Below are 25,814 nucleotides of genomic sequence, written 5' to 3'. Positions count from 1 at the left end.
ATCAGCCGGTCAGGCGCCTAGCAGCCGACGAGGCGACCCGCGAGGTAGCCCTCGATCCGGTCCAGGGACACCCGCTCCTGCTTCATCGTGTCGCGCTCGCGCACGGTCACCGCGTTGTCCTCGAGCGTGTCGAAGTCGACGGTGACGCAGTACGGCGTGCCGATCTCGTCCTGGCGGCGGTAGCGGCGGCCGATGGCACCCGCGTCGTCGAACTCGATGTTCCAGTTCTGCCGCAGCGCCTGGGCGAGCCCCTTGGCCTTGGGCGAGAGCTCCGGGTTGCGGGACAGCGGGAGGACGGCGACCTTCACCGGAGCCAGGCGGTGGTCCAGGCGCAGCACCGTGCGCTTCTCCAGCTTGCCCTTGGCGTTCGGCGCCTCGTCCTCGACGTACGCGTCGAGCAGGAACGCCAGCATCGCGCGGCCGACACCGGCCGCGGGCTCGATGACGTACGGCGTCCAGCGCTCGCCGGCCTCCTGGTCGAAGTAGGAGAGGTCCTGGCCGGAGGCCTTGGAGTGGGCGCCGAGGTCGTAGTCGGTGCGGTTGGCGACACCCTCCAGCTCGCCCCACTCGTTGCCGCCGAACTGGAAGCGGTACTCGATGTCAGCGGTGCGCTTGGAGTAGTGGGAGAGCTTCTCCTTCGGGTGCTCGTACCACCGCATGTTCTCCTCGCGCAGGCCCAGGCCGGTGTACCAGTTCCAGCGCTGCTCCATCCAGTACTCCTGCCACTTCTCGTCCTCGCCCGGCTTGACGAAGAACTCCATCTCCATCTGCTCGAACTCGCGGGTCCGGAAGATGAAGTTGCCGGGCGTGATCTCGTTGCGGAAGGACTTGCCCATCTGCGCGATGCCGAACGGCGGCTTGCGGCGCGAAGTGGTCTGCACCTGGGCGAAGTTGGTGAAGATGCCCTGCGCGGTCTCGGGGCGCAGGTAGGCGACGGAGCCGCTGTCCTGGGTCGGGCCGAGGTGGGTGGAGAGCAGACCCGAGAACTGCTTGGGCTCGGTGAACTGGCCCTTGTTGCCGCAGTTCGGGCAGTTCACGTCCGCCAGGCCGTTCTCCGGCAGGCGGCCGTGCTTGGCCTCGTAGGCCTCCTCCAGGTGGTCCGCGCGGAACCGCTTGTGGCACGCGGTGCACTCGGTCAGCGGGTCCGTGAAGGTGGCGACGTGACCGGAGGCGACCCAGACCTCGGGGGCCAGGATGACGGACGAGTCAATGCCGACCACGTCCTCGCGGGACGTCACCATGTAGCGCCACCACTGGCGCTTCAGGTTCTCCTTGAGCTCGACACCCAGCGGCCCGTAGTCCCAGGCGGCGCGCTGACCGCCGTAGATCTCACTGCACGGGAATACGAAGCCTCGGCGCTTGCTCAGGCTGACGATGGTGTCGATCTTGTCGGCGGCCACGGTGCTCTCTTCATTACGACGACGGGCGACGAAGCGAGACGCTTCACAGCGAATGCTTCAGCGTACCGGCGGGGGCTCCCCCTCAACCAAATCGGATCCCCTTACCGGCCTCTCACCGAGGCTTGTTGACAACGGTTTCCATGTTTGTTGAAAATGACTCTCATGAACGTACGACGAGGCCTCATACCCACGGCCGCCGCGACCACCGTCACCGCACTCGGCCTGGCCACCCTCACCGCGTGCGGCGGCGCCGCCACGGCGGCCGGGACCGGCAAGTTCGACGTCGTCGCGTCGTTCTATCCGATGGCCTTCCTCGCCGACCGGATCGGCGGCAGCCACGTCCACGTCACCAGCCTCACCACGCCCGGCCAGGAACCCCACGACCTGGAGATCAGCGCCAAGCAGATCGTCGGGATCGAGAAGTCCGACGCGGTCCTCTACCTCAAGAACCTCCAGCCCTCCGTCGACAGCGCCGTCGCCCAGTCGTCCGTCAAGACGAAGATCGACGCCGCCTCCCTGACCACCCTGGAGAAGCACGGCAACGAGGTCGGCGGGCACGCAGCCTCGCACGACACCTCGAAGAACGAGGAGCCGGCCGGCCTCGACCCGCACATCTGGCTGGACCCGGTGCGCTACGCCCAGGTCGCCGAGGGCGTCGGCAAGGCCTTCGAGAAGGCCGACCCGGACCACGCGGCCGACTACCGGAAGAACACCGCGGCCCTGGTCAAGCAGCTGGACGACCTGAACACCCAGTTCGAGAAGGGCCTCGCGCACACGAGGTCCAAGGTCTTCGTCACCACCCACGCGGCCTTCGGCTACCTCGCCGAGCGCTACGGCCTGACCGAGGAGGCCGTCAACGGCCTCGACCCCGAGTCCGAGCCGAGCGCCGCCCGGGTCAAGGACCTGGAGACCATGGCCAAGGCCGACGGCGTCACCACCGTGTTCTACGAGACGCTCGTCAGCGACAAGACCGCGAAGACCATCGCCTCCGACGCCGGACTGAAGACGGACGTCCTCGACCCGATCGAGGGCATCACCGGCAAGTCCCGCGGCAAGGACTACTTCGCCGTCCAGGAAGCCAACCTCAAGGCGCTCCAGCAGGCGCTGGGCACCAAGTGACGGGAGACGAGATGACCGGCGAGCCCGTCATATCCCTGCGCGGGGTGACCGCCGAGCTGGGTTCACGCCCCGTGCTGCGCGGCATCGACCTCACCGTGCACCGCGGCGAGGTGGTCGCGCTGCTCGGCGCGAACGGCTCCGGCAAGTCGACGGCGATCCGCACCGTCATCGGCCAGGTGCCGGTGACCGGCGGCGACATCGAGCTGTTCGGCACCCCCCGCCGTACCTTCCGCCAGTGGTCGCGGGTGGGGTACGTCCCGCAGCGCACCACCGCGGCGGGCGGCGTCCCCGCCACCGTCACCGAGGTGGTCTCCGCCGGCCGGCTCTCCCGCACCCGCTTCGGCCTCTTCCGCAGGGCCGACCAGGAGGCCGTACGGGACGCCCTCGCCCTGGTCGGGATGGCCGACCGGGCCAAGGACAACGTCGAGGCGCTCTCCGGCGGCCAGCACCAGCGGGTGCTGATCGCCCGCGCGCTGGTCGCCGAACCCGAACTGCTGATCATGGACGAGCCGATGGCGGGCGTCGACCTGGCCAGCCAGGAGATCCTCGCGCGGACCCTGCGCGCACAGGTCGAGCAGGGCGCCACGGTCCTCCTCGTCCTGCACGAACTGGGCCCGCTGGAGCCGCTGATCGACCGCGCGGTGGTGCTCCGCGACGGCTGCGTCCTGCACGACGGGCCGCCCCCGCGCGCCGTCGGCCAGCACGCGCTCCCGGGCCACGACCACGTCCACCCCCACGACGAGCACACACCCCTGCGCACAGGACTGCTGAGCTGATGGACTTCCTGAACTACGCCTTCATGCAGCGGGCCCTGCTCGCCGCCGTCCTGGTCGGCGTCACCGCCCCCGCCGTCGGCATCTACCTCGTCCAGCGCCGCCAGGCCCTGATGGGCGACGGCATCGGCCATGTCGCGATGACCGGCGTCGGCCTCGGCTTCCTGCTCTCCACCTCCCCCGTGTGGATGGCGACGGCCGTCTCCGTCCTCGGCGCGGTCCTGATGGAACTGATCCGCTGGTACGGCCGCACCCGCGGTGACATCGCCCTCGCGATGCTCTTCTACGGCGGCATGGCCGGCGGTGTCATGCTGATCAACCTCGCACCGGGCGGCTCCAACGCCAACCTGATGTCGTACCTCTTCGGCTCGCTGTCCACGGTGTCGCAGTCGGACGTGACCGCGATCTGCCTGCTGGCCGCGTTCGTCCTGGCCGTCACCCTCGGCCTGCGCAGGCAGCTGTTCGCGGTCAGTCAGGACGAGGAGTTCGCGCGGGTCACCGGCCTGCCGGTGCGGGCGCTGAACCTGCTGACGGCGATCACGGCGGCGGTCACGGTGACGGTCGCGATGCGCGTGGTGGGGCTGCTGCTGGTGTCGGCGCTGATGGTCGTACCGGTGGCCGCCGCCCAGCAGGTGAGCCGGAGCTTCGCGGCCACCTTCGCGATCGCCGTGGCGATCGGTGTGACGGTGTCGGTCGGGGGCACGATCACCTCGTACTACCAGTACGTCCCGCCGGGCGCGACGATCGTGCTGCTGACCATCGCCGCGTTCTTCGCGCTGAGCGTGCTGGCCGCCCCGCTGGCCCGCCGACGCGCCCGCGCGGCCGCCGCGCGCCACCCCGCCGGGGACCCGGCGGAGTGCGCGATCCCGGCCGGACGGGAGGCCGCCGACGAGGTCGGCGTCTGAACGGCCCCGGGCCGGGCTGGCACAATGGCCCGGCAGAGGCGAAGAGGCGAGGAGGCAACCGGTGACGACCGCTGGACAGCCCGTGAAGGGCCGCTCGACCCGTCAGCGGGCAGCCGTGGCGGCGGCCCTGAACGAGGTCGAGGAGTTCCGCAGCGCGCAGGAACTGCACGACATGCTCAAGCACAAGGGCGACTCGGTGGGCCTCACCACGGTGTACCGCACGCTGCAGTCCCTCGCCGACGCCGGTGAGGTGGACGTGCTGCGCACGTCCGAGGGCGAGTCGGTGTACCGGCGCTGCTCCACCGGCGAGCACCACCACCACCTCGTGTGCAGAGCCTGCGGCAAGGCGGTGGAGGTGGAGGGGCCGGCCGTCGAGAAGTGGGCGGAGGCGGTCGCCGCAGAACACGGGTACGTGAACGTGGCCCACACCGTGGAGATCTTCGGCACCTGCGCGGACTGCGCGGGGGCCGCGGAGAGCTGCTGAGCTACACGCGCGTGAGGTGCCGGTCGAAGATCGCGCGCAGCCGGTCGGCGTCGGCGGGGTCCTGGAGACCGCGCTTGGGCAGCACGGTGAAGCAGGAGACGTTCTTGTCGTCGCTGTAGGTGAAGAAGGCGTCCTTGGTCTCCCGGTAGCGGGGCTGCGCCGACCAGTTGAGCGACGTCGTGCTGTTGTCGTTGGCCAGCGTCAGGCCGGCGTCCGTCACGGTCGCGCGAAACGTGCCGTTGCGGGCGCCGAGCTTCTGGAACGCGCGGGCCTGCAGCCGGGGTGTGAAGAACACCAGGATCGCGGCCAAGGGCATCAGGACCAGCAGGAACCAGTTGGGCTTGTCGCGCCCCGCCAGGGAGAGCGAGGCGTTCAGCACAAAGGCGAGCGCCACGACGACGAAGCCCCAGCGCCGCGGTCGCGCCCAGCGCCGCCCCCGCAGCCGCTCGCGTTCCCGCAGCGCCCCCGTGAAGTCCTCCGTCGCCGGTTGGTAGACCAGCTCCACCACGCCCTGTTCGGCGTCCCGCCCCATGTCCATGACCATGGGGCGGATCGTACCTGCGCAGGTCGTGCTGTGCGTGAACTGCTGACGGCCGTCAGTCGGCCTGCTGGTCGCCCTTCATGGCCAGCAGTTCCTCGTTGGGGATCGCGCCGCCGAACCGCCGGTCGCGGGAGGCGTACTCGACGCACGCCCGCCACAGGTCGCGGCGGTCGAAGTCGGGCCACAGGACGTCCTGGAAGACCATCTCGGCGTAGGCGCTCTGCCAGATCAGGTAGTTGGAGGTGCGCTGCTCGCCGCTGGGCCGCAGGAACATGTCCACGTCGGGCATGTCCCCGTAGTACATGTGTTTCTGCAGGGTCTTCTCGGTGATCTTCGCCGGGTCGAGGCGGCCCGCCTTCACCTCCTCGGCGATCGACTGCACCGCGTCGGTGATCTCGGCACGGCCGCCGTAGTTCATGCAGAAGTACAGGGTGAGCAGGTCGTTGTCCTTGGTCTGCTCCTGGGCGACCTGCAACTCCTTGGCGACCGACTTCCACAGCCGGGGCATCCGGCCCGCCCAGCGCACCCGGACGCCCAGTGCGTCGAGCTGGTCACGGGACTTGCGGATGAAGTCGCGGTTGAAGTTCATCAGGAAGCGGACCTCGTCGGGCGAACGCTTCCAGTTCTCGGTGGAGAAGGCGTACAGGGAGATGTTGCGCACGCCGATCTCGATCGCGCCCTGGAGCACGTCGAGGACCTGCTCGGCGCCGACCTTGTGGCCCTCGGTGCGCGGCAGCCCGCGCTCCTTCGCCCAGCGGCCGTTGCCGTCCATGACGATGGCCACATGGCCCGGGACCAGCTCGCCCGGGAGCTTCGGCGGGCGGGCACCGGAGGGGTGCGGCTCCGGCGCGCTGTACTCGCGGCGCCGGCTTCCCAGGATCCCGCGTACGACCATGTGCTTCTCGTCTCCCTCTAGCTCTTCTCTACATACCTGAGCGAGCGCAGCCCGCGCTCCAGATGCCAGTGCAGATACGCGGACACGAGGCCGCTGCCCTCCCGGACGTACCGTGCCTCGGCCGCGTCCGCCGTCTCCCAGTCTCCCGTAAGGAGCGCCCCGAGGAGCACCAGGGTCCCCGGCGAGGGTACGACGCTGCCGGGCACCCGGCAGTCCACGCAGACGCTGCCGCCGGAGGCGACCGAGAAGAACCGGTTGGGGCCGGGCATGCCGCACCTGGCACAGGCCTCGAAGCTGGGCGCGTAGCCGTTGACGGCGAGGGAGCGCAGCAGGAAGGCGTCGAGGACGAGGTGGGGGGCGTGCTCGCCGCGGGCGAGGGTCCTGAGCGCCCCCACCAGCAGCAGGTACTGCTGCACGGCCGGCTCGCCCTCGTGGTCGGTGAACCGCTCGGCGGTCTCCAGCATGGCCGTCCCGGCGGTGTACCGCGCGTAGTCGGTGACGATCCCGCCGCCGTACGGCGCGATGGTCTCGCTCTGCGTGCACAGCGGCAGTCCGCGGCCGACCAGCTCGCTCCCCCGGGCGAAGAACTGCACGTCGACATGGGAGAACGGCTCCAGCCGGGCCCCGAACTTGGACTTGGTCCGCCGCACCCCGCGGGCGACGGCCCGCACCCGCCCGTGCCCACGGGTGAGCAAGGTGATGATCCGGTCCGCCTCACCCAGCTTCTGGGTGCGCAGCACGATGCCGTCGTCGCGGAACAGGCTCATGGGCCCATTCTGCCCTGCCGCGGCGGGCGGCCGGTGCGCGGCGGGACCTTCAAGGGACTTCCCCGCGGCTGCGGGCGTTGGCGTGGGCGGTGGCCGCGCTGAGCCGTTCCGTCTGGGTGGCGAGGCGCACGGCGTCCGGGCGGGCGTCCCACTCACGTCCTCCCCCGTACGGCCGCAACTGCACGTAGGGGCCCTCGTGCCCCATGACGATGCCCAGCCGTCCGGTACGGGTGTCGACGGCGCAGGAGCCGATGGGGAGGTTCTTCGCGTTCACCTCACCTGGCTCCCCCGCCCCTGCCGATTTCACGCTTCGCATCACCGAGGTGGCGCTGCGTGCCTAGACTCGGCAGGAGTCTGTCCCCCGCGGCCGGTCCCCGGGCGGCCTACAGCAGCCCCGCCCCCGCGAGGAACTTCGCCACGCACTCCGTCTCCGCCTCCGACAGCGGCACCTGGGGTTCCGCCGTGGCCGGGCAGTCGATCACCCCGCGCAGGTGCAGCGCCGCCTTGAACGCCCCCAGCGCGGCCGAGCTCGCGCCCATCCGGCCCGGGTCGCCGACGCCGGTCATCCGGTAGAGGCCGCACAGCCGCTCCTGCTCCGCCCGGGCCCGCTCCCAGTCACCCGCCCGGCACAGCCGGTACAGCCGGACGTACCCGTCGGGGTCGACGTTGCCGAGCCCCGGCACCACCCCGTCGGCACCCAGGGCGAGCGCCGAGTCGACGGTCACCTCGGAGCCCGTCAGCGCGCCGAAACCGGGCAGGCCGCGGCTGCCGACGACGACCTCGCGCAGGCCCGCCAGGTCCCCGCTGGAGTCCTTCAGACCGGCCAGCACCCCCTCGGCGGCCAGTTCGAGGACGAGGTCGGCGGGGAGCTTGGTGTGGACGGCGGACGGGATGTCGTAGGCGATCACGGGGACGGGTGAGCGCTCGGCGACCAGGCGGAGGTGGCGTGCGATCTCGGCAGGGTGGGTGCGGGTGTAGAAGGGGGCGGTGACGACGACCGCGTCCGCACCGGCGGAGGTGACGGACGCCACGTGGTCCAGCACCCGGGGCGTCGTCATGTCGATCACGCCCGCCAGCACCGGCAGCCGCCCGCCCGCCCGGGAGACCACCGTCTCCGTGACCAGCCTGCGCTGCCGGTCCGTCAGGTAGGCCGCCTCGGAGGTCGAGCCGAGGACGAACAGGCCGTCCACGCCGGCCTGCGTCAGCCGGTCGACGAGCCGGTCCAGGGAGCGGACGTCCACCTCGCGGTCCGGGGTCAGGGGCGTGCAGAGGGGCGGTACGACTCCGGTGAGCGGGGTGGGCAGGGTCATCGGGGCTCCCTGGGCAGACGGCGGCTCGGCTGGTCCTCCTCCCCAGGATGGACAGGGTGATGACAGCGGTAGCGGTGACCGGGCCGTGACGCGGCCGCGAAATCAGGCATGCGGACGGCACACGCGTCGTCCGCCCGCCAGCAGCGGGTACGGAACGGGCACCCGGACGGCGGCCGGGTCGCCGAGGGCACCGGGCCGGTGAGCGGGATCGGGTCGACGGGGTCGAGCAGGCCGGGGGCGGCCGAGAACAGGGCCCGGGTGTACGGGTGGCGGGCGCCCCCGGTGACGTCGGCGGCCGGGGTCTCCTCGACGATCCGGCCCAGGTACATGGTGATCACCCGGTCACTCATCCGCCGTACCGTCTGGATGTCGTGGGAGACGAGGACCAGCGCGAGCCCGAGGCGTTCGCGCAGGTCGAGGAGGAGGTTGAGGATCTGCGCGCGGACCGAGACGTCCAGGGCGCTGGTCGGCTCGTCCGCCACCACCAGCGCCGGGTCGAGGGCGAGCGCGCGGGCGATCGCGACGCGCTGGCGCTGACCGCCGGAGAGCTGGCCGGGCAGCGCGTCGGCGAGGGCCCCCGGCAACCCGACCAGGCTCATCAGCTCCCGTACCCGGTCCTCCCGTTCGGCCCTGGTGCCACGCCGGTGCACGTCCAGCGGGTCACGCAGGACACGGCCGACGGACAGCCGGCGGTTCAGGGCGGTCGAGGGGTCCTGGAGGACCAGGCCGGTGCCCGCGCCGACGGTCGTCCGACGTTCGGCCGCCGGCATCGACCACAGGTCGCGGCCCTGGAAGGTGACCGTGCCGGCGGTCGGCCGCTGGATGCCCACCAGCACCTTCGCCAGGGTCGACTTCCCGCACCCCGACTCGCCGACCACCCCGACCGTCTCGCCCGCCGCCACGCTGAGGTCGGCGCCGGTCAGCGCGTACACCCGGTCGCGGCCGAACAGGCCGCCGCCGCGGGCCCGGTGCACCACGTGGACACCGGACAGCTCCACCGCGCTCATGTCGCCACCTCCGTGCCTGCCGGGTCGACGGCCGGGTGGTGGCAGGCCGCGGTGTGGGCGGGGGTGCCGGCCGGCGCCGGGGGTGTCGTGCGGCAGCGCTCGTCCGCCGCGGGGCAGCGGTCGCTGAAGCGGCAGCCCGCCGGGAAGTCGGCGGGCGCCGGGACCACGCCCCTGATCTGGCTGAGCCGGTCGGCGCCGGACTCCAGGGAGAGGACGCTGCCGAGCAGGCCGCGGGTGTAGTGGTGGGCCGGGGAGCCCACGAGTTCCGCCGTGACGCCGGTCTCCACGATCTGGCCGCCGTACATCACCACCACACGGTCGGTGACGTCCGCGACGAGGGCGAGGTCGTGGGAGACCAGGATCAGCGCGAAGCCGAGTTCCTCGCGCAGGCGCAGGAGGAGTTCCATCACCTGGGCCTGGACGGTGACGTCGAGGGCGGTGGTCGGTTCGTCGGCGATGATCAGGCGGGGGTCGCGGGACAGGGCCATGGCGATGAGGACGCGCTGGCGCTGGCCGCCGGAGAGTTCGTGGGGGCGGCTGCGGAGGGTGCGGGTGGGGTCGAGGCCGACGAGGGTGAGGAGTTCGGTGGGGGTGCGGTGGCCGCCGCGCCGGGTGAGTTGCCTGAGCTGGGCGTTGACGGTCATGGAGGGGTTCAGGGCGGAGAGGGCGTCCTGGTGGACCATCGCCAGTTCGTGGCCGAGGAGGCGGGGGCGGGGGGTGGTGAGGTCGACGGGCGGGTGCGGGTTCCCGGGGGGCCCTGAAGGGGCGAACCGGATCTGTCCGCTGATCCGTGCCGTCTTCGGTTGCAGGCCCATGACGGTCAGAGCTGTCAGGGACTTGCCGCAGCCCGATTCGCCCACCAGGCCGAGGACTTCGCCCGGGTGGACGTCGAAGCTGATGCCGTTCACGATGTTCGTGCCCCGGTGGCGGTCCGGGAAGGCGATCGTGAGGTTCTCCACGGACAGGACCGGCGGTCCCTCCCGGGAGGGCAGGGGCCGGGCACGCCGTCGTAGCCGGTCGGCCGCCTCGGTCAGGGAGGGCAGTTCCGGGGCCTCCCCCGGCTCGAGTACCTCCACAGGCTCCGTCGGCTCCACCTCTCGGCCCGCCGGGGACGCCCAGGCGTCCGAGACGCCCTCGGAGAGGACGTTCAGGGAGAGGACCGTGAGGAGGATCAGCAGGCCGGGGAAGAGGGTCGCCCACCAGCCGCCGGTCAGGACCATGTTCTTGCCGTCCGCGATGACGCTGCCCCAGGACGGGTCGGGGGGCCGTACGCCCGCGCCGACGAAGGACAGGGACGCCTCGAAGACGATGGCCTCGGCGACCTGGACCGTGCAGAAGACGAGGACGGGGGCGAGGCAGTTGACCGCCACGTGGCGGACGACGATGTGCGGGGTGCGGGCGCCGATCACCCGTTCCGCGGTGACGTAGTCCTCGCCGTACTGGTCGAGGACGTTCGCCCGTACGACGCGGGCCACCGGCGGGGTGAAGAGGAAGGCGATCGCGCAGATCAGGACGGTGCTGCCACCGCCGAAGACGGCGACCAGGACCGCGGCGAGGGCGATGCCCGGGAAGGCCATCACCACGTCCAGGCAGCGCATCAGCGTCTCGTCGACGGCCTTGCGGGAGGTGGCGGCCAGGGCCCCGAGGAGCGCCCCGGCGAGCAGCGCGAGGCCGGTCGCGCCGAGGCCGATGGCGAGGGACCAGCGGGCGCCGTACATCAGCCGGCTGAGGATGTCCCGGCCGAGACTGTCCTGGCCCATCCAGTGGCCGGCGGAGGGGTGCCCGGTGCCGTCCACGGGGGCCTGCTGGGCGAGGGGGTCGTCGGGGGCGAGCAGGGGGGCGCACAGCGCCACCAGGACGATCACCGCGAGGAAGGCGAGGGCCGCCTTCGACGGCCGCGGCAGTCCGCGCAGCCGTGCGCCGGGGCGGGCGAGGGCGGTGGTGCGGCCCGCGCGGGTGAACGTCGTCATGTCGTCTCCCTCAGGCGCGGGTTGACCAGGAGGTAGAGGATGTCGATGACGAGGTTGACGACGACGAAGCCGGTGGCGGTGGTGAGGACGACGCCCTGGACGACGGCGGGGTCGCCGTTCTGGACGGCGTCGATCAGCAGCTTGCCCATGCCGGGCAACGCGAAGACGGTCTCGATGACGACCGCGCCGCCGAGCAGGTAGCCGACCCGCAGGCCGAGCACGGTCAGCGGGTTGACCAGGGCGTTGCGCAGCACGTTGCGGCCGACGACGACATGGGGCGGCAGGCCATTGCCGACGGCGGTGCGGACGTAGTCCTTGTCGAGTTCCTCGACGACCGAGGTGCGGACGATCCGGGTGAGCTGGGCGGCGACCGGCAGGGAGAGCGCGAGGGCGGGCAGGGCCATGGTCCGCAGCCAGCCGGTCACGGAGTCCTCGGGGTTGATGTAGCCGCCGGTCGGGAACCAGCCGTGGTCGACGGCGAGGTACTGGATCATCAGCAGGGCCAGCCAGAAGGCGGGGGCGGCGACACCGATCAGGGAGAGCACCCGGATGACCTGGTCCGGCGGGCGGTCGCGGAAGACGGCCGCGGTGATCCCGCCGGCCAGGGCCAGGACGACGGCGATGGACAGGCCCAGGAAGGTCAGCTGGAGGGTGAGCGGGAGCGCGGTGAGGACCTGGTCGAGGACCGGGGTGCGGGTCAGGGCGCTGGTGCCGAGGTCGCCGTGGAGCAGGTCGCGGACGAAGTGGGCGTAGCGCAGCGGGAGCGGATCGAGCAGGCCGTTTCGCTCCCGGAAGTCGTGGAGTTGCCGCGGGGTGGGGTTGGCGCCCTGGAAGAACGCGGACGCCGGGTCGACGTCGGAGAAGCGCATCACCAGGAACACGAACAGGGCGATGCCGAGCAGCAGCGGCACCAGCAGGGCGACGCGGCGCAGCAGGATGCGCAGGACGGCACTCATGCCGTCAGGCCCACGCGGCGGTGAGGACGTTGATGCCGGGGTAGGGCTGGGCCCTTATGCCGGTGAGCCGGTGCGGGTCCCAGGCGGTGATCAGCTCGTTGTGGACGACCGGGTAGATGACGGCCTGTTCGGCGACGACGTCGAGGTAGTCCTGGATCATCGCCTTCTTCTTCCCGGGGTCCGCCTCGCGGGTGGCCGCGTCCATGTCCTTGAAGAGCCGCTTCGCGACCGGGTGCCCGGCCCAGCGGGCGTAGCCCGTCCAGAGGTTCCCGGGGCCGTAGTTGTAGTGCATGATCAGGTCGGCGTCGAGGCCGAACTGGTTGGGGTTCGAGACGGCGGCGACGACCTGGTAGTCCTGTTTCTGGTCCAGTTTGGTGAACACGGCCGTGGTCTCCTGCGGGGACAGGGTCGTGGCGACGCCGATCGCGTCCCAGGACGACTTGATGGTGGGCAGGCAGTCGACGATCCAGCTCACGTTGACGGCGAGGAGGTCGACGCGCAGCCCGCTGACTCCGGCGGCCCCGAGGAGCGCCTTCGCCTTCCCGGGGTCGTGGTCGTAGACCGTCCGCGCCCTGCGGTAGGTGGGGTTGGCCTCGTTCAGGAAGGAACTCGCGGGTTTTCCGCGGCCCTTGAGGGCGACCTCGACGATCTCCCGCTTGTCGATGGCGTAGTGCAGGGCCTGGCGGACCCGGACGTCGTCGAAGGGCGGGTGCCGGGTGTTGAACATCAGGAACAGGTTGTTCATGCCGGCGGCGCCGCCGACCGCGAGGCCGCCCTGTTCGAGGCGGGGGATGTTGGCGTAGGGGATGTTGTCGGAGATCTGGGCGCCCGCGTCCACCCCGGAGATCCTGGCGACGCGGGAGGCGGCATCGACGATCGTCAGCCAGTTCATGCGCCGGAAGGCGGGCCTGCGGGGGCCGTTGTAGCGGTCGTACGCGGCGAAGGTGGTGTTCGACTTCGGGTGGTGGCCGGTCTGCCGGTACGGTCCCGAGCCCACCGCCAGTCCCCTGATCGCGTCGTCCCAGGCGCCGGGCCGGGCGAACACGTGCTTCGGCATGATCTTGGCGAGGGTGAGGCGGGCGACGCCGTCCGGGAAGGGGAAGCGGAGCACCAGGTCGACGGTGCGGGTGTCGACCCTGCGGGCCTCTTGCAGCCAGCTCGCGAAGAAGCCGTGCACGAGGGTCGGGGTGCCCGGGTCGAGGATCCGGTCGAAGACGAAGACGACGTCGTCGGCGGTGACCGGTCTCCCGTCGTGGAAGGTGGCCCCCCGGCGCAGGGTGAACCGCCAGGTGGTGGCGTCCGGGTCGGTCGGCAGCCGGGTCGCCAGCGCCGGGTAGGGGGCGCGGGTGATCGGGTCGGTGTCGGCGAGGCCCTCGTAGAGGTGGTTGTTGGCGGCCATCGCGAACGCGGACGCGGTCTGGGTGGGGTCCCAGCTGCCGTCGTTGCCGTAGCCGATCACGGCGGTCAGGGTGCGGTCGGAGCCGGCGCCGCCGAGGTCGATGGTGGACTCGGGCCCGCAGGCCGTCAGTGAGGTCAGGGAGGTCAGCGAGGCGGCGGCGCCCAGGGCGCCCGCGTGTCGAAGGAACGTCCTGCGGGCGTGGGTCGCCTGATCGCGCACGGTGCCTCCGGCGTGGGGGGAAGGAGACGTCGGACGTCCTGGGTTAGCGCGACCATAAGAGGGGGTTCAGGGGCGGTCAAGGCAAGGCGCGCGAATGGCGTAAACCATCAGAGGTGGGACCAATGGCGCCCCGTAGGGCTCCCCTAGGGCAGCGTCTTCTCGTAGGAGGCGTCCTGGTCGGAGTCGTAGACGAGCTTGCCGGCGGCGTCGTAGCCCTTGAGGTGCGGAGCCCTGGTGACCTGCTGGTGCAGGGTGCCGGTGGCGACGAACCAGCCGTGGTCGAGGACCACCTGGCCCGCGGCGTCGCCGTAGGAGACGGTCATCCGGGTCACCGGGGCGCGGAGGCCGCCGATGATCCCCCAGCGGAAGGGCAGTTTCCAGTTGCCCTTGTCGATGACCGACTGCTGGTACAGCTTGCCGCTGTTGATGTCCGGGACCACGGGCGTCTTCGCGTCGCCGAAGGGGTCGCCGATGCTGGTGTTCAGGCCGGAGGCCGCGCCGTCCTTGACGGTGCAGATGAGCCGGGCCGGCACCGGCTTCTGACGCACCGCGACCACGAAGTAGCCGTCGCCGGGGGTGTTGGAGTCGCCGGTGGCGCGCATCGCCAGGATGATCCGGTAGTCGGCGGGCCTGCCGAGGTCGGTGTAGGTCGGGTTCTTGGGCGTGCGGTGCGCCTTGTCGTAGTCGAGGCACTTGCCGAGGTCGGCGGCCGCCTGCTCGAAGGTGATCCCGTCCAGCAGCTGGTGCGCCGCGGACGCCGGGCGGCCCGGGGCCGTCGGGGTGGCCGTCGGCGCCGAGGGCGTCGGGGTGGCCGGGCCGGTCGGGGCGGGGTGGGCGCTGGCGAGGGCGGTGGGACCGGGACCGGCCGGGCTCGTCACGGTGGAGCCGCCGCCCAGCGCGTAGGCGCCGACCGGGACCGCCGCCAGCGCCGCCAGCGCCGCCCCGGTCACGCCCATGCGGCGGCGCCGCTCCACCAGACCCCGCCGGCGGATCTCCGGGTACGGCACCGGCGACGGCCGCACCTGCGCCGCGTCCCCCGCCAGCAGCGCCCGGAGCCGCTCCTCGAAGTCCGGCTCCGTTCCCCCGCCCTGCGTCTGTTCGCTCACCTGGTGCCTCCCTGCGCGGGCGCCGCGTGGCTCATGGCCTGCGCGAGCCCCGGAATCGTACGCAACTTGGCCAGGCCCTTGGACGCCTGGCTCTTGACGGTGCCCGGGGAGCAGCCGAGCACGTCGGCGACCTCCGCCTCGGACAGATCCTCCCAGTACCGCAGCACGACCACGGCCCGCTGCTTGGGCGGCAGTTGGGCCAGCGCGGCGAGCAGTGTGCCGCGTTCGTCGGCGCGGGCCACGGCGTCGTCGTACTGCACGCGCTCCGGTGGCGCGGCGGTCAGCGACTCGGTGACCCGGCGCTTGCGGAACCTGTCGCTGTTGCAGCTGACCAGCATGCGGCGGACGTACGCCTCCGGGCGGTCGGTCCCCGAGACGCGGCGCCACGACCGGTACGCCTTCGCCAGCGCGGTCTGCGTGAGGTCCTCCGCGTGGTGCGGATCGCCGGTGAGCAGATAGGCGGTCCGGACCAGATGGGTCCATCTCGCTCTGACGAATTCCTGGAACTGGGCCTCTAGTTCGGCCTGCATCGGCCACCCCCTCGCCCTCCAGACCACCGGACGCCCCCGTTCGGTTGCCCGGCGGGCGGGGCGGGGCGGTCCGGGCGGGATCAGCCGGGTGCGGGGGCGTTTTCGCGGGCGGAGCGTGTCGATGTCGCGGACCGCCCGGAGTGACCCGGCCGCCGCCGTCGGCGGCGAGCAGGCCGACGAGCGGCGTGCCGGCACCGGGCCGGGCGCTGTCCGGCCGTTCCGCCGCCCGAGCCGCCTGGGCGGTCGGCGCCGGACGGGCGGCACCGGCCGCCGGGGCTACCCGGGGCTCTTGAGCCGGCGGAACTCGATGGTGTCGTACGCCGTTCTCGTGCCCGTCTCGTACAGCACCCCCACCGTGCCCTTGGCCACCTGCACCAGGTCCGAGTAGGCCGCCTTCAGGCCGGAGAGGGTGGTGAGTCTCTCGAAGGTGATGCCCTCGTCCGTGCTGGCCCACAGGGCCATGGCCTTGCGGGCCGTCGGGACCGACGGCGCCGAGAAGAGCAACGGCGCTTCGGCGCCCGGCAGTTGCAGGACCGAACCCTCGACCACGGGGACCTCCCGGAGGGTGGGCTGCACCGTGAACCGGGCGTCCAGGGTCTCGGCCCCGTCGCTGGACCAGGCGTCGAGCCGGTTGCCGGGGCTGGAGCCGTTCTGGTCGCGGGCGTTGAAGTAGAGGCGGCCGTCGGGCAGTTCGGCGGCGGTGGTCTCGTTGGCGTTGTCGTGGCCGGTGTAGGAGTCGTCGACGAAGCCCAGGCGCCAGCTGCGGCCGTGGTCGTCGCTGTAGATCGCGTGGCCGCCGTAGTACTTGGACTCCCGGCCGGTGTCCGGGGAGCCGGCGCGCGGGGCGGCGGAGTGGTCGGCGGCGACGACCAGGCGGCCCCGGTGCGGTCCCCGGGCGATGGCGACGGCATGGCCGGGACCGGTCGCGTACCAGCGCCAGCCGGCCGGTTTCACCTGGGCGGTGATCTCGTGCGGCCTGGTGAAGTGACGGCCGTCGTCGCGGCTGCGCTGCACGAACACCCGGCGGCTCTGCTCCTTGCCGACCTGGCCGCGCATGATCTGGTCCTCGCTCACCGAGCCGTCGTTGTACGAGGTCACCAGGACCACGTCGCCGCTCGCCGGGTCGACGACGGGTGCGGGGTTGCCGCGGGTGTTCCCCTTGCCGTCGGCCACCACCCGCAGCGGGTCCCAGGTGCAGCCGCCGTCGGTGGAGCGTCTGAGGACGACATCGATGTCACCGCTGTCGCCGGTGGTGGAGTGCCGGCCCTCGGCGAAGGCGAGCAGGGTGCCGTGCCAGGTGCGGACGACGGCCGGAATGCGGTACTGGGCGTAGCCGCCCTTGCCGGAGACGTAGGGCACGGAGGACTCGCAGGTGGCCGCCCAGGCCCTGGGCTCGACCGTGAACGCCCCGAGGAGCAGGGAGCCGGCCAGGACGATGCGGCTGACGCGGAGCACAGGAGACTCTTGGGTCACCCTTACATGTTCCCCCCGTATGCCGACACCGCACCCCACAACGGCCAAAAGGGTCACCCGGTTTGGTACCCCGTCAGTTCCCCGCCCGGTTCAGGAGGGGGTGCGGGCGGCGGCCAGCAGCCGGGTCACGTCGTCGGCGCAGATGGTCAGGGCCGCGCCGACCGTGCCGAGGACCTCGCGCTCGCGGTGGGTGTAGGGGCCGTCGGCGAGGGCGATCCGGGCGCCCTGCAGAAGCAGGGACTCCCGTCCCGCCGGGGCGAGGTGGGGGGCGAGCGGGTCGAGGGCCTCGTGCAGCTCTATGGCGAGGCCCGCACCGCCCGGCTGCTCGAAGACCCGGCCGGTGTCGGCCGCGAGGGCGTCCACCAGGGCGCCGAGCTGGTCCTCGGTGGCGTCCTCGAACCCGGCCGCGCGCACCGCGACCGCCGCTGCCTCCAGGGACGTACGGGAGCAGGTGCCGCCCGCGGCGAGGACGGCGAGCGCGACGGTGTGCACGGCGTCGCGCAGCATCGCCGAGAAGCGGCAGGTGGTGGGGTGGTCGAGGACGTCGGTGCCGTAGTGGTGGCGGCAGGCGGCGCACTCCACGACCGGCCCGGCGGTGCCGCGGGGCAGCACGGGCACGCCGAGCAGGGTGAAGCGGCGGCGCCCGGTGAGCCGCTGGTAGTTGCGGTCGCCTCCGCAGCCCGGGCAGAAGAACTCGCCGTCGCCGACGGGTGTCCACGCGGTGCGGGTGCCCAGGATGCGGGCAGGCCTGACGTCCCGGCCGTCTCGTCCCCGTACTGGCAGCACGTCGCACCTCCGTAACGCCGTGGCAACATCGCCACCGCTGGCGTGATGTTAGCCACAGGGAGGAGCCGGAGTCAGTACCGCGTACGAGACCTTTCCGTGATCTTCATGGCCGGATGGCCGAGAAACAGCGGGTCCTGATCACCGTATGCGGTGATCAGGACCCGTAAACCGCCGGTCAGAGGGGTTATCGCGTCGCGCGGTTGACGGCGGACACGACCGCCTTCAGCGACGCACGCGTCGTGTTCGCGTCGATGCCGATTCCCCACAGGATCTTGCCGTCGATCGCGCATTCGATGTAGGAGGCGGCCTGCGCGGAGGCTCCCTCGCTCATCGTGTGCTCCTGGTAGTCCAGCAGGCGTACGTCGATGCCCAGGCTCTGCAGCGCGTCGAAGAACGCGGAGATCGGCCCGTTGCCGGAGCCGGTCAGGACGGTGTCCTCGCCGTCGACGGTGGCCTCCACGGTCAGGGTGTCCACCCCGTCCGTGTCGGTGGTCGACTGGCCCGTCCTCACCTGGATGCGGCCCCAGGGGTTCTCCGGGTTGGGCAGGTACTCGTCCTGGAAGACCGCCCAGATGTCGGAGCCGGTGACCTCGCCGCCCTCGGCGTCCGTCTTGGCCTGGATGATCTTCGAGAACTCGATCTGCATCCGGCGCGGCAGGTCCAGCTTGTGGTCGTTCTTCAGGACGTACGCGATACCGCCCTTGCCGGACTGCGAGTTGACCCGGATGACCGCCTCGTAGGAACGGCCGACGTCCTTCGGGTCGATCGGCAGGTAGGGCACCGCCCACTCGATGTCGTCGACGGTGACGCCCTTGGCGGCCGCCTCGGCCTCCATCGCGTCGAAGCCCTTCTTGATGGCGTCCTGGTGGGAGCCGGAGAAGGACGTGTAGACCAGGTCGCCCACGTACGGGTGGCGCGGGTGGACCTCCATCTGGTTGCAGTACTCCCACACGCGACGGATCTCGTCGATGTCGGAGAAGTCGATCTGCGGGTCGACGCCCTGCGAGAACAGGTTCATGCCCAGGGTGACCAGGTCGACGTTGCCGGTGCGCTCGCCCTGCCCGAACAGGCAGCCCTCGACACGGTCGGCGCCGGCCATCAGCGCCAGCTCGGCGGCGGCGACGGCCGTACCGCGGTCGTTGTGCGGGTGGATCGACAGGCAGACGTGCTCGCGGCGGGACAGGTTGCGGCCCATCCACTCGAAGCGGTCGGCGTGCGTGGACGGCGTCGAGCGCTCCACGGTGGCCGGCAGGTTCAGGATGATCTCGCGGCCCGGGCCGGGCTGCCAGACGTCCATGACGGCCTCGCAGACCTCCAGCGCGAAGTCCAGCTCGGTGTCGGTGAAGATCTCCGGGCTGTACTGGTAGCCGAACTCGGTCTCCGGGCCCAGCAGCTTCTCGGCGTACTCCATCACCAGGCGGGTGCCGTCGACCGCGATCTGCTTGATGTCGTCCCTGGAGCCGCGGAACACCACCCGGCGGAAGACCGGCGCGGTGGCGTTGTACAGGTGCACGGTGGCCCGCTTGGCGCCCTTCAGCGACTCCACGGTCCGCTCGATCAGGTCCTCACGGGCCTGGGTCAGGACGGAGATGGTGACGTCGTCCGGGATCGCGCCCTCTTCCTCGATGATCGAGCGCACGAAGTCGAAGTCGGTCTGACCGGAGGCGGGGAAACCGACCTCGATCTCCTTGTAGCCCATCTTGACCAGCTGGTCGAACATCCGGCGCTTGCGCTCGGGCGACATGGGGTCGATCAGGGCCTGGTTGCCGTCGCGCAGGTCCGTGGAGAGCCAGCGGGGGGCTTCGGTGATCCGCTGCTGGGGCCAGGTGCGGTCCGGGATGTCGACCTGCTCATAACGGCCGTACTTGTGGATCGGCATGGTGGTGGGCTGCTGGCGGTTCGCCATGATGCGGGGCTCCTGGTGGGTGTCCGGATGGACGGCCGACGACGCAACACGAAGCTCCGCGGGGAGGGAGTCGACCTGGACTACAGGCCCTCGCCGCGGCAGCTAAGAAGAAGCAGCCCGAAACGCATGATGCGGACCACTCTAACCGAGCCCTCATGACGAAGCGGTTCCGTATCAGCATGCGGGACTGCAGCGCCCCTGAAAGGGGCGCGGGGAACTGCGCGACCAGCCACCCGCGACCTGCGGCACATAACACAGCGCAACCACCCCACGGCGAAACCATCCGCATATTTCACCAATCATGGTTGCACCTAGTGACACAGAGCTAACGCGGTGCCATCGTGCCGAGCATGACGACCAACGGGGGCTACAGGCCCGTCTTCTGCACGATCGTGCCGCCGCACATCCTCGACCACCTCGCCACCCACGAGGACCCGGCGCTCGCCGACCCCGCGCTGCGCACCCTGCAGCACGACTCCGCCCAGCGCACCCGCCGCCGCGTGACCGCCGTCCGCACCACCGCGGTCGCGCTCACCCCGGCGCCCGCGACGGCGCAGCCCCACCGCACGATCTACGACGCCGGGCACCGCACCGACCTGCCCGGCACCGAGGTCCGCGCGGAGGGCTCCGACCCCGGCCAGGACGCCACCGTCAACCGCGCCTACGCGGGCCTCGGCGCCACCTTCGAGCTGTACCTGAAGGCGTACGAGCGCAACTCCATCGACGGCGACGGCCTACCGCTGAACGCGAGCGTCCACTACGACGTCGACTACGACAACGCCTTCTGGAACGGCGAGCAGATGGTGTTCGGCGACGGCGACGGCCAGATCTTCACCGACTTCACCAGCTCGGTCGACGTCATCGGCCACGAGCTCACGCACGGCGTCACCCAGTACACCGCCAACCTGGAGTACTACGGCCAGTCCGGCGCGCTCAACGAGTCGGTCTCCGACGTCTTCGGCTCGCTCATCAAGCAGTACTCCCTCGGCCAGACCGCCGACCAGGCGGACTGGCTGATCGGCGAGGGCCTGCTCGCGCCCGGCGTGCACGGGGTGGCGCTGCGCTCGATGAAGGCCCCGGGCACCGCGTACGACGACCCGCGCCTCGGCAAGGACCCGCAGCCGGCGACCATGCAGCACTACGTGCGCACCAGCCGGGACAACGGCGGCGTGCACATCAACTCGGGCATCCCCAACCACGCCTTCTACCTGCTCGCCACCGCCCTCGGCGGCAACGCGTGGGAGAAGGCCGGGCAGATCTGGTACGACGTCCTCACCGGTGGCGCGCTCGCCGCGGACGCCGACTTCGCGGACTTCGCGAAACTCACCGTGGCCGCCGCCAAGGCCCGCTACCAGGAGGGCGCGGAGACCAAGGCGGTGCTCGGCGCCTGGGCACAGGTGGGGGTGCCGACCGCCTGAATCCGTACTACACAGGGACCCATGCGTATTCAGGTGAGGCGTACGGGTGGGTTCGCGGGTATCGAGCGCCGGGCCGAGGTGGAGACCTCCGGCCGGCCCGACGCCCAGGAGTGGCAGGCCCTGGCCGAGCAGGCGCTCGCGGCCGGCCGGGGCACGCCGCCGCCGGGGGTGCCGGACGGGTTCTCGTACGAGATCACGGTGGACGGACGGACCGTGTTCGCGGCCGACCCGACGCTGACGGACGGGCAACGCGAACTGATCTCAAGGGTGTTGAAGGAAGGCGCGTGAGCAGGTCCACCGACGGGTAGGTCACGCCCTGGTGCCGCCGGTCCGGTGCGGCCGGTTCCCGCCAGGGCGTTGACTTATGTTACCGGGGGTAAGGATGATCCCCGCCATGGCGAATGAAGCGGCCCGTCCGCACCCCCCTCTCCCCCGTTTCCCCGACGGCTTCCTCTGGGGTGTGTCGACCTCGGCCCACCAGATCGAGGGCGCGGCCGACGAACGCGAGCAGTCCGTGTGGGACGTCTTCGAGGCGGAACCGGGCCGCGTCAAGGACGGCTCGACGGCGGCGGTGGCCTGCGACCACCTGCACCGGTACCCCGAGGACGTGGCACTGCTGGCCGGCCTCGGGGTGGACGCGTACCGCTTCTCGGTCTCCTGGCCTAGGGCGCGCTCGACGGGCGGACTCGACTTCTACGACCGGCTCGTCGACGCACTGTGCGCGGCGGGCGTACGGCCGGTCCCCACCCTCTTCCACTGGGACCTGCCGACCGCTCTCCAGGAGAAGGGCGGCTGGCTGGAACGGGACACCGCCGCCCGCTTCGCCGACCACGTCGCGACGGTCGCGGACCGGCTGGGTGACCGGGTGCACAAGTGGATCACCCTCAACGAACCCGCCGAGCACACCCTGTTCGGCCACGCGCTCGGCGCCCACGCCCCCGGCAAACAGCTGATGTTCGACGCGCTCCCGGCCGCCCACCACCAGCTCCTCGCCCACGGCCTGGCCGTGCGGGCGCTGCGCGCGGCCGGCGCGGGCGACATCGGCATCGCCAACTCGCACGGCCCGACCTGGCCGGCCTCGCAGGAACAGCCGGACCTGGAGGCGGCCGCCTTCTACGACCTCCTCCTCAACCGCCTGTTCGCCGAGCCGGTCCTGCTCGGCGAGTACCCCGACGGCATGGGCGACCTGATGCCCGGCGACGTCGCGGCCGACCTGAAGGTGATCGCCGAACCGCTCGACTGGTACGGCGTCAACTACTACGCCCCCACGAAGGTGGGCGCCCCGCAGGGCACCGAGACCGAGTTCGGCGGTCTCACCCTCCCCGCCGAACTCCCCTTCTCCGTGCAGGACATCGAGGGCGTACCGGTGACGGACTTCGGCTGGCCGGTGGTCCCGGAGGGCCTCACCGAACTCCTCACCGGCTTCCGCGACCGCTACGGCGACCGGCTCCCGCCGGTCGTCATCACCGAGAACGGCTGCTCGTACGAGGGCCTCGACGACCGCGACCGCATCGCCTACCTCGACGGGCACATCCGCGCACTGCACCGGGCCGTCGAGGCCGGGGTGGACGTGCGCGGCTACTTCGTCTGGTCGCTGCTCGACAACTTCGAGTGGGCGGAGGGGTACGAGCGCCGCTTCGGCCTGGTCCACGTCGACTACACGACCCAGAAGCGGACACCGAAGGCGTCGTACGGCTGGTTCCGGGACGCACTGCGGGCGCAGAGATGACGACGACCCACGACCCGGCCGGGGAATCCGCCGCCCTGGCGGAGCCGTCCGGCCGGGTCGGCCGGGGCTGGATCTGGGCGCTGTGCCTCGCCAACGGGGCGATCTGGGTGGGCTGGTACGGCCCCCTGCAGATCCTGCTGGCCTCCCAGGCGAAGGACTTCGCGCCCGGCTCCGGGATGTCCAAGGAGACGATGCTGGCGTGGGTGACGGGCGCCGGCGCCCTGGTCTCCCTGCTGGCGAACCCCTTGTTCGGGGCGCTGTCGGACCGTACGACGTCCCGGTGGGGCCGCCGTACGCCGTGGATCGTCGCCGGTACGGCGGGCGGGGCGCTGTCCCTGCTGCTCCTCGCGGGCGCCGGCGGCATGGCGACGATGACGCTGGGCTGGTGCCTGGTCCAGCTGACGCTGAACGCGTCGTTCGCGGCGGTGACGGCCGCGGTGCCGGACCGGGTGCCGCGGCTCCAGCGGGGCTCGGTGGGCGGCTGGCTGGGGGCCGCGCAGATCCTCGGCGTGGTCGGCGGCACCGGGCTCGCGACGGCCGCCGGGGGCGTCGGGGCGGGCTATGCGGCGTGCGCGGTGTTCACGGCGGTGGGCATCCTGCCGTACGTGCTGCGCCACCCGGATCTGCGGCTGCGGCCCGCGGACCGGCCGCCCTGGTCCTGGCGGGGCTTCCTGGCGGGGTTCTGGCTCAGTCCGCGCCGCCATCCGGACCTGGGGTGGGCGTGGCTGACCCGGTTCCTGATCAACCTGAGCAACGCGCTGGTGCTGCTGTACCTCCTGTACTACCTGCGGGACCGGCTCCGGTACCACGACCCCGAGCAGGGCGTGCTGGTCCTGACGGCGGTGAACGGGCTGACGCTGATGGCGACGGTGGTGGTCGGCGGGGTCTGGTCGGACCGGGTGGGGCGGCGCAAGCCGTTCGTCGTCTGGTCCGGGATGCTGATGGCGGCGGCGACCGCGCTGCTGGCGGTGTGGGAGACCTGGCCGGGCGCGATCGTCGCGGCGGCCCTGCTCGGCGTCGGCTTCGGGGTGTTCACCTCGGTGGACTTCGCGCTGATGACGGACGTCCTGCCGAAGGCCCTGGACCGGGGCAAGGACCTCGGCGTCATCAACGTCGCCAACGCCCTGCCCCAGGTGGCGGCACCCGTCCTCGCCGCACCGATCGTGACGTACCTGGGCGGCTACCGGATGCTGTACCTGGTGTCGGCGGCGATCGGCCTGGCGGGAGCGGCGCTGGTGGGGCGGATACGGGGAGTGGACTAGCTTGATCTTCGAGGTCGCGGGTCCTACAGGGCCCCGGCGTCCCGGGCGGTCCAGACACTGGGATAGATCGGCCGGAAGCCGAGGTCCCGGCGGATCCGCTGGTTCGACATGATCCCGAACCAGGGGTCGGGGTCGGTGCGGCCGTACAGGCCTGCGGGCACCTCGACGCCGTTGAGCCGGTGCAGTTCCACGGTCGTGACCGGGGCGTCGTCGGCGATGTTGTACACCGGGCCGTTCACCGCGGGCGCGTACAGCAGCCGCAGCAGGCCCTGCGCGACATCCGCGTGGTGAGCCATCTGAAGCCGCTGCGCGGGGGCCCAGCGCGCGGCCCAGTGCATGACGTTCGCGAGGTGGGGATCGCCTTCGCCGTAGACGAAGGGCAGCCGTCCGACGCGTACCTCCATCTCCCCGTCGAGCGCGAGCAGTTCCCGCTCGGCGCTGATCTTGGACTCGGCATAGGCGCCCCACATCTCACCGCCGGGCCGGCTCTCGTCGTCCTCGGTCAGCGGGCGGCCGCGCCCGGTCCCGTACACGTTCCCGGTGCTGACCTGCACGAACCGCCGTACCCCGGCGGCCAGGGCGGCCCGTCCGAGCGCCACGGCCGCGTCCCGGTTGACCGCCCAGGCCTCCTCGTCCGGAACGCCCCGGAAGGCGGCCGCCACGTTCACGACGGCATCGGCCCCGGCCACCGCCTTCCCCAGCGCCTCCGCGTCCCGCAGGTCCCCGGCGGCGACCTCGGCGCCCAGCCGCGCGAACGGCTCCCCGCGGGCCGCGTCCCGGACGAGCACCCGCACCTGCTCGCCCGGCTGCCGCTGTCCCAGCAACCGGGGCACGAGCCGCCGCCCGACCTGTCCGGTGGCACCGGTGACGAGAGTGATCATGGCCTTCTCCTTCGTTCTGGGGTGCCACCACCCTGCGCCGCGCCGGCGACGACCGGGAGAGACCTCCCGATCAGGGGATCGACGGTCCCTGGATAACCCGGACGCCCCGGGCCACCCTGGAGGGGTGAACCGCCCCGAACTCGCCGACTTCCTGCGCCGCGCCCGCACCCGCCTGGACCCCTCCGACGTGGGCCTCGCACCCGGCGCCCGGCGGCGCACCCCCGGGCTGCGCCGCGAGGAGGTGGCCTCGCTGGCCGGTATGTCGGCCGACTACTACGCCCGCCTCGAACAGTCCCGGGGCCCGCGGCCGTCCCGCCAGATGCTGACGGCGCTGGCCCGCGCGCTGCGCCTGACCGAGGACGAACGGGACCACCTGTTCCACCTGGCCGGCGAGGAGCCCCCGCGCCGGACGGCGGCGAGCACCCACGTCGGCCCCGGCCTCCTCCTGGTCCTGGACCGGCTGCACGACACCCCGGCGCTGGTGGCGACCGACTGCGGCGAGGTCCTGGCCCAGAACGCGCTGTCGCGAGCGCTGAGCGGCGACGTCCTGGCCCGGCCGCCACGTGAACGCAACCTGCTCCGCCGCTACTTCCTGGACCCGGCCGCCCGCGACCTCTTCCCGCCGGAGGACCGCCCGGCCCGGGCCCGCGAACAGGTGGCGAACCTCCGCGCGGTGGCCGCGGCCCGCCCCACCGACCCGGCCCCCGCCGCCCTGGTCGCCGAACTCCGCGCCGGCAGCGAAGAGTTCGCCCGGCTCTGGGCCGCACACGAGGTGGCGGTACGCCGCGCGGCCACGAAACGCTTCCTGCACCCCACCGTCGGCCTCCTGGAACTGGACTGCGAGGTCCTCCTCAACGCCGACACCCACCAGCAACTCGTCATCCACACGGCCCGCCCGGGCACCGAGTCGCACGAACGCCTGCAACTGCTCCGCGTGCTGGGCCTACAGGACATGACCCCGAGCCACACCTGACCCGC

The 25,814-nt window shown here is 71.8% G+C and carries 25 protein-coding genes; 9 read left to right on the top strand and 16 right to left on the bottom strand.

All coding sequences use genetic code 11. The features are described 5' to 3' along the window. Positions 1-17: 17 nt before the first annotated feature. Positions 18-1,400 (bottom strand): glycine--tRNA ligase, encoded by a 1,383-nt coding sequence (locus tag ACZ3KP_RS25575; RefSeq protein WP_467501899.1) that lies wholly within the window; start codon positions 1,398-1,400, stop codon positions 18-20. Between the two features lie 162 nt (positions 1,401-1,562). On the opposite strand from ACZ3KP_RS25575, the gene ACZ3KP_RS25570 reads away from it, so the two are divergent. The 4 genes from ACZ3KP_RS25570 (at position 1,563) to ACZ3KP_RS25555 (ending at position 4,681) form a co-directional block, all read left to right on the top strand. Continuing rightward, positions 1,563-2,519, top strand: coding sequence for a metal ABC transporter substrate-binding protein (locus tag ACZ3KP_RS25570; protein WP_467501897.1), 957 nt, complete (start codon positions 1,563-1,565; stop codon positions 2,517-2,519). 11 nt (positions 2,520-2,530) lie between these two features. Then, a complete protein-coding gene (locus ACZ3KP_RS25565; protein WP_467501895.1) occupies positions 2,531-3,295 on the top strand; it encodes a metal ABC transporter ATP-binding protein in 765 nt (254 codons plus the stop codon). Next, positions 3,295-4,197: a metal ABC transporter permease gene (locus ACZ3KP_RS25560; protein ID WP_467501893.1), complete on the top strand. Its 903-nt coding sequence runs from the start codon at positions 3,295-3,297 to the stop codon at positions 4,195-4,197. Before ACZ3KP_RS25565 ends, ACZ3KP_RS25560 begins: the two co-directional genes overlap by 1 nt. A 61-nt stretch (positions 4,198-4,258) precedes the next feature. Beyond that, on the top strand, positions 4,259-4,681 hold the full coding sequence (locus ACZ3KP_RS25555) for a Fur family transcriptional regulator (protein ID WP_467501891.1): 423 nt from the start codon (positions 4,259-4,261) through the stop codon (positions 4,679-4,681). A gap of 1 nt (position 4,682) precedes the next feature. On the opposite strand, the gene ACZ3KP_RS25550 is transcribed toward ACZ3KP_RS25555, so the two are convergent. The 14 genes from ACZ3KP_RS25550 to leuA form a co-directional block, all read right to left on the bottom strand. After that, entirely contained in the window at positions 4,683-5,225 is a 543-nt protein-coding gene (locus ACZ3KP_RS25550) for a YcxB family protein (RefSeq protein WP_467501890.1), read from the bottom strand. Positions 5,226-5,277: 52 nt separating this feature from the next. Next, the gene (locus ACZ3KP_RS25545) at positions 5,278-6,117 is read right to left on the bottom strand and encodes an isoprenyl transferase (RefSeq protein ID WP_467501888.1); all 840 of its coding nucleotides are present in this window, start codon (positions 6,115-6,117) and stop codon (positions 5,278-5,280) included. A gap of 17 nt (positions 6,118-6,134) precedes the next feature. Next, positions 6,135-6,884, bottom strand: coding sequence for a DNA repair protein RecO (recO, locus tag ACZ3KP_RS25540; RefSeq protein ID WP_467501886.1), 750 nt, complete (start codon positions 6,882-6,884; stop codon positions 6,135-6,137). 49 nt (positions 6,885-6,933) lie between these two features. Beyond that, positions 6,934-7,200 (bottom strand): hypothetical protein, encoded by a 267-nt coding sequence (locus tag ACZ3KP_RS25535; protein WP_467501884.1) that lies wholly within the window; start codon positions 7,198-7,200, stop codon positions 6,934-6,936. Positions 7,201-7,267: 67 nt separating this feature from the next. Beyond that, positions 7,268-8,194, bottom strand: a complete 927-nt coding sequence (locus ACZ3KP_RS25530) for a dihydrodipicolinate synthase family protein (RefSeq protein WP_467501882.1) — start codon at positions 8,192-8,194, stop codon at positions 7,268-7,270. After that, the gene (locus ACZ3KP_RS25525) at positions 8,191-9,201 is read right to left on the bottom strand and encodes an ABC transporter ATP-binding protein (RefSeq protein WP_358971143.1); all 1,011 of its coding nucleotides are present in this window, start codon (positions 9,199-9,201) and stop codon (positions 8,191-8,193) included. Before ACZ3KP_RS25525 ends, ACZ3KP_RS25530 begins: the two co-directional genes overlap by 4 nt. Next, entirely contained in the window at positions 9,198-11,171 is a 1,974-nt protein-coding gene (locus ACZ3KP_RS25520) for a dipeptide/oligopeptide/nickel ABC transporter permease/ATP-binding protein (protein ID WP_467501880.1), read from the bottom strand. Before ACZ3KP_RS25520 ends, ACZ3KP_RS25525 begins: the two co-directional genes overlap by 4 nt. After that, a complete protein-coding gene (locus tag ACZ3KP_RS25515) occupies positions 11,168-12,127 on the bottom strand; it encodes an ABC transporter permease (protein ID WP_467501878.1) in 960 nt (319 codons plus the stop codon). The genes ACZ3KP_RS25520 and ACZ3KP_RS25515 overlap by 4 nt, the downstream gene beginning before the upstream one ends. A 4-nt stretch (positions 12,128-12,131) precedes the next feature. Then, entirely contained in the window at positions 12,132-13,745 is a 1,614-nt protein-coding gene (locus ACZ3KP_RS25510) for an ABC transporter substrate-binding protein (RefSeq protein WP_467501876.1), read from the bottom strand. A 143-nt stretch (positions 13,746-13,888) separates the two neighbouring features. Then, a complete protein-coding gene (locus tag ACZ3KP_RS25505; RefSeq protein ID WP_467501874.1) occupies positions 13,889-14,851 on the bottom strand; it encodes a hypothetical protein in 963 nt (320 codons plus the stop codon). Then, on the bottom strand, positions 14,848-15,381 hold the full coding sequence (locus ACZ3KP_RS25500; RefSeq protein WP_467501872.1) for a SigE family RNA polymerase sigma factor: 534 nt from the start codon (positions 15,379-15,381) through the stop codon (positions 14,848-14,850). Before ACZ3KP_RS25500 ends, ACZ3KP_RS25505 begins: the two co-directional genes overlap by 4 nt. 276 nt (positions 15,382-15,657) lie before the next feature. Next, positions 15,658-16,854: a sialidase family protein gene (locus ACZ3KP_RS25495; RefSeq protein ID WP_467501870.1), complete on the bottom strand. Its 1,197-nt coding sequence runs from the start codon at positions 16,852-16,854 to the stop codon at positions 15,658-15,660. Between the two features lie 90 nt (positions 16,855-16,944). Further along, positions 16,945-17,640, bottom strand: a complete 696-nt coding sequence (locus tag ACZ3KP_RS25490) for a TerB family tellurite resistance protein (RefSeq protein WP_358971156.1) — start codon at positions 17,638-17,640, stop codon at positions 16,945-16,947. Between the two features lie 184 nt (positions 17,641-17,824). Next, positions 17,825-19,546: a 2-isopropylmalate synthase gene (gene leuA / locus ACZ3KP_RS25485; protein ID WP_132886696.1), complete on the bottom strand. Its 1,722-nt coding sequence runs from the start codon at positions 19,544-19,546 to the stop codon at positions 17,825-17,827. Positions 19,547-19,896: 350 nt separating this feature from the next. Between leuA and ACZ3KP_RS25480 the strand changes: the two genes are divergently transcribed. The 4 genes from ACZ3KP_RS25480 to ACZ3KP_RS25465 all read left to right on the top strand — a co-directional run bounded on the left by ACZ3KP_RS25480 (position 19,897) and on the right by ACZ3KP_RS25465 (position 23,955). Further along, entirely contained in the window at positions 19,897-20,964 is a 1,068-nt protein-coding gene (locus ACZ3KP_RS25480) for a M4 family metallopeptidase (RefSeq protein WP_467501868.1), read from the top strand. Positions 20,965-20,985: 21 nt separating this feature from the next. Beyond that, positions 20,986-21,252, top strand: coding sequence for a protealysin inhibitor emfourin (locus ACZ3KP_RS25475; protein ID WP_467501866.1), 267 nt, complete (start codon positions 20,986-20,988; stop codon positions 21,250-21,252). A 106-nt stretch (positions 21,253-21,358) separates the two neighbouring features. Next, a complete protein-coding gene (locus ACZ3KP_RS25470) occupies positions 21,359-22,693 on the top strand; it encodes a GH1 family beta-glucosidase (RefSeq protein WP_467501864.1) in 1,335 nt (444 codons plus the stop codon). After that, complete coding sequence (locus tag ACZ3KP_RS25465) at positions 22,690-23,955, top strand: MFS transporter (RefSeq protein WP_467501863.1); 1,266 nt, start codon at positions 22,690-22,692, stop codon at positions 23,953-23,955. The genes ACZ3KP_RS25470 and ACZ3KP_RS25465 overlap by 4 nt, the downstream gene beginning before the upstream one ends. A 23-nt stretch (positions 23,956-23,978) precedes the next feature. Here ACZ3KP_RS25465 and ACZ3KP_RS25460 read toward each other — a convergent pair whose 3' ends face one another. Beyond that, positions 23,979-24,836, bottom strand: coding sequence for an NAD-dependent epimerase/dehydratase family protein (locus ACZ3KP_RS25460; RefSeq protein WP_467501861.1), 858 nt, complete (start codon positions 24,834-24,836; stop codon positions 23,979-23,981). 124 nt (positions 24,837-24,960) lie between these two features. Between ACZ3KP_RS25460 and ACZ3KP_RS25455 the strand changes: the two genes are divergently transcribed. Then, on the top strand, positions 24,961-25,809 hold the full coding sequence (locus ACZ3KP_RS25455; RefSeq protein WP_358972977.1) for a helix-turn-helix transcriptional regulator: 849 nt from the start codon (positions 24,961-24,963) through the stop codon (positions 25,807-25,809). The last annotated feature ends 5 nt before the right edge of the window (positions 25,810-25,814 follow it).

It is taken from the genome of Streptomyces sp. NPDC020958, from assembly GCF_055562175.1.
This window is presented reverse-complemented; position numbering and strand designations above follow the sequence as displayed.

Bases quoted from the DNA above. Each gene is read 5' to 3' on its own strand.
- ACZ3KP_RS25570 (WP_467501897.1), top strand. From the start codon at position 1,563: ATGAACGTACGACGAGGCCTCATACCCACGGCCGCCGCGACCACCGTC.
- recO (WP_467501886.1), bottom strand. From the start codon at position 6,884: ATGAGCCTGTTCCGCGACGACGGCATCGTGCTGCGCACCCAGAAGCTG.
- leuA (WP_132886696.1), bottom strand. From the start codon at position 19,546: ATGGCGAACCGCCAGCAGCCCACCACCATGCCGATCCACAAGTACGGC.
- ACZ3KP_RS25550 (WP_467501890.1), bottom strand. From the start codon at position 5,225: ATGGTCATGGACATGGGGCGGGACGCCGAACAGGGCGTGGTGGAGCTG.
- ACZ3KP_RS25525 (WP_358971143.1), bottom strand. From the start codon at position 9,201: ATGAGCGCGGTGGAGCTGTCCGGTGTCCACGTGGTGCACCGGGCCCGC.
- ACZ3KP_RS25460 (WP_467501861.1), bottom strand. From the start codon at position 24,836: ATGATCACTCTCGTCACCGGTGCCACCGGACAGGTCGGGCGGCGGCTC.
- ACZ3KP_RS25465 (WP_467501863.1), top strand. From the start codon at position 22,690: ATGACGACGACCCACGACCCGGCCGGGGAATCCGCCGCCCTGGCGGAG.
- ACZ3KP_RS25560 (WP_467501893.1), top strand. From the start codon at position 3,295: ATGGACTTCCTGAACTACGCCTTCATGCAGCGGGCCCTGCTCGCCGCC.
- ACZ3KP_RS25520 (WP_467501880.1), bottom strand. From the start codon at position 11,171: ATGACGACGTTCACCCGCGCGGGCCGCACCACCGCCCTCGCCCGCCCC.
- ACZ3KP_RS25475 (WP_467501866.1), top strand. From the start codon at position 20,986: ATGCGTATTCAGGTGAGGCGTACGGGTGGGTTCGCGGGTATCGAGCGC.
- ACZ3KP_RS25565 (WP_467501895.1), top strand. From the start codon at position 2,531: ATGACCGGCGAGCCCGTCATATCCCTGCGCGGGGTGACCGCCGAGCTG.
- ACZ3KP_RS25515 (WP_467501878.1), bottom strand. From the start codon at position 12,127: ATGAGTGCCGTCCTGCGCATCCTGCTGCGCCGCGTCGCCCTGCTGGTG.
- ACZ3KP_RS25470 (WP_467501864.1), top strand. From the start codon at position 21,359: ATGGCGAATGAAGCGGCCCGTCCGCACCCCCCTCTCCCCCGTTTCCCC.
- ACZ3KP_RS25535 (WP_467501884.1), bottom strand. From the start codon at position 7,200: ATGCGAAGCGTGAAATCGGCAGGGGCGGGGGAGCCAGGTGAGGTGAAC.
- ACZ3KP_RS25480 (WP_467501868.1), top strand. From the start codon at position 19,897: ATGACGACCAACGGGGGCTACAGGCCCGTCTTCTGCACGATCGTGCCG.
- ACZ3KP_RS25500 (WP_467501872.1), bottom strand. From the start codon at position 15,381: ATGCAGGCCGAACTAGAGGCCCAGTTCCAGGAATTCGTCAGAGCGAGA.
- ACZ3KP_RS25545 (WP_467501888.1), bottom strand. From the start codon at position 6,117: ATGGTCGTACGCGGGATCCTGGGAAGCCGGCGCCGCGAGTACAGCGCG.
- ACZ3KP_RS25530 (WP_467501882.1), bottom strand. From the start codon at position 8,194: ATGACCCTGCCCACCCCGCTCACCGGAGTCGTACCGCCCCTCTGCACG.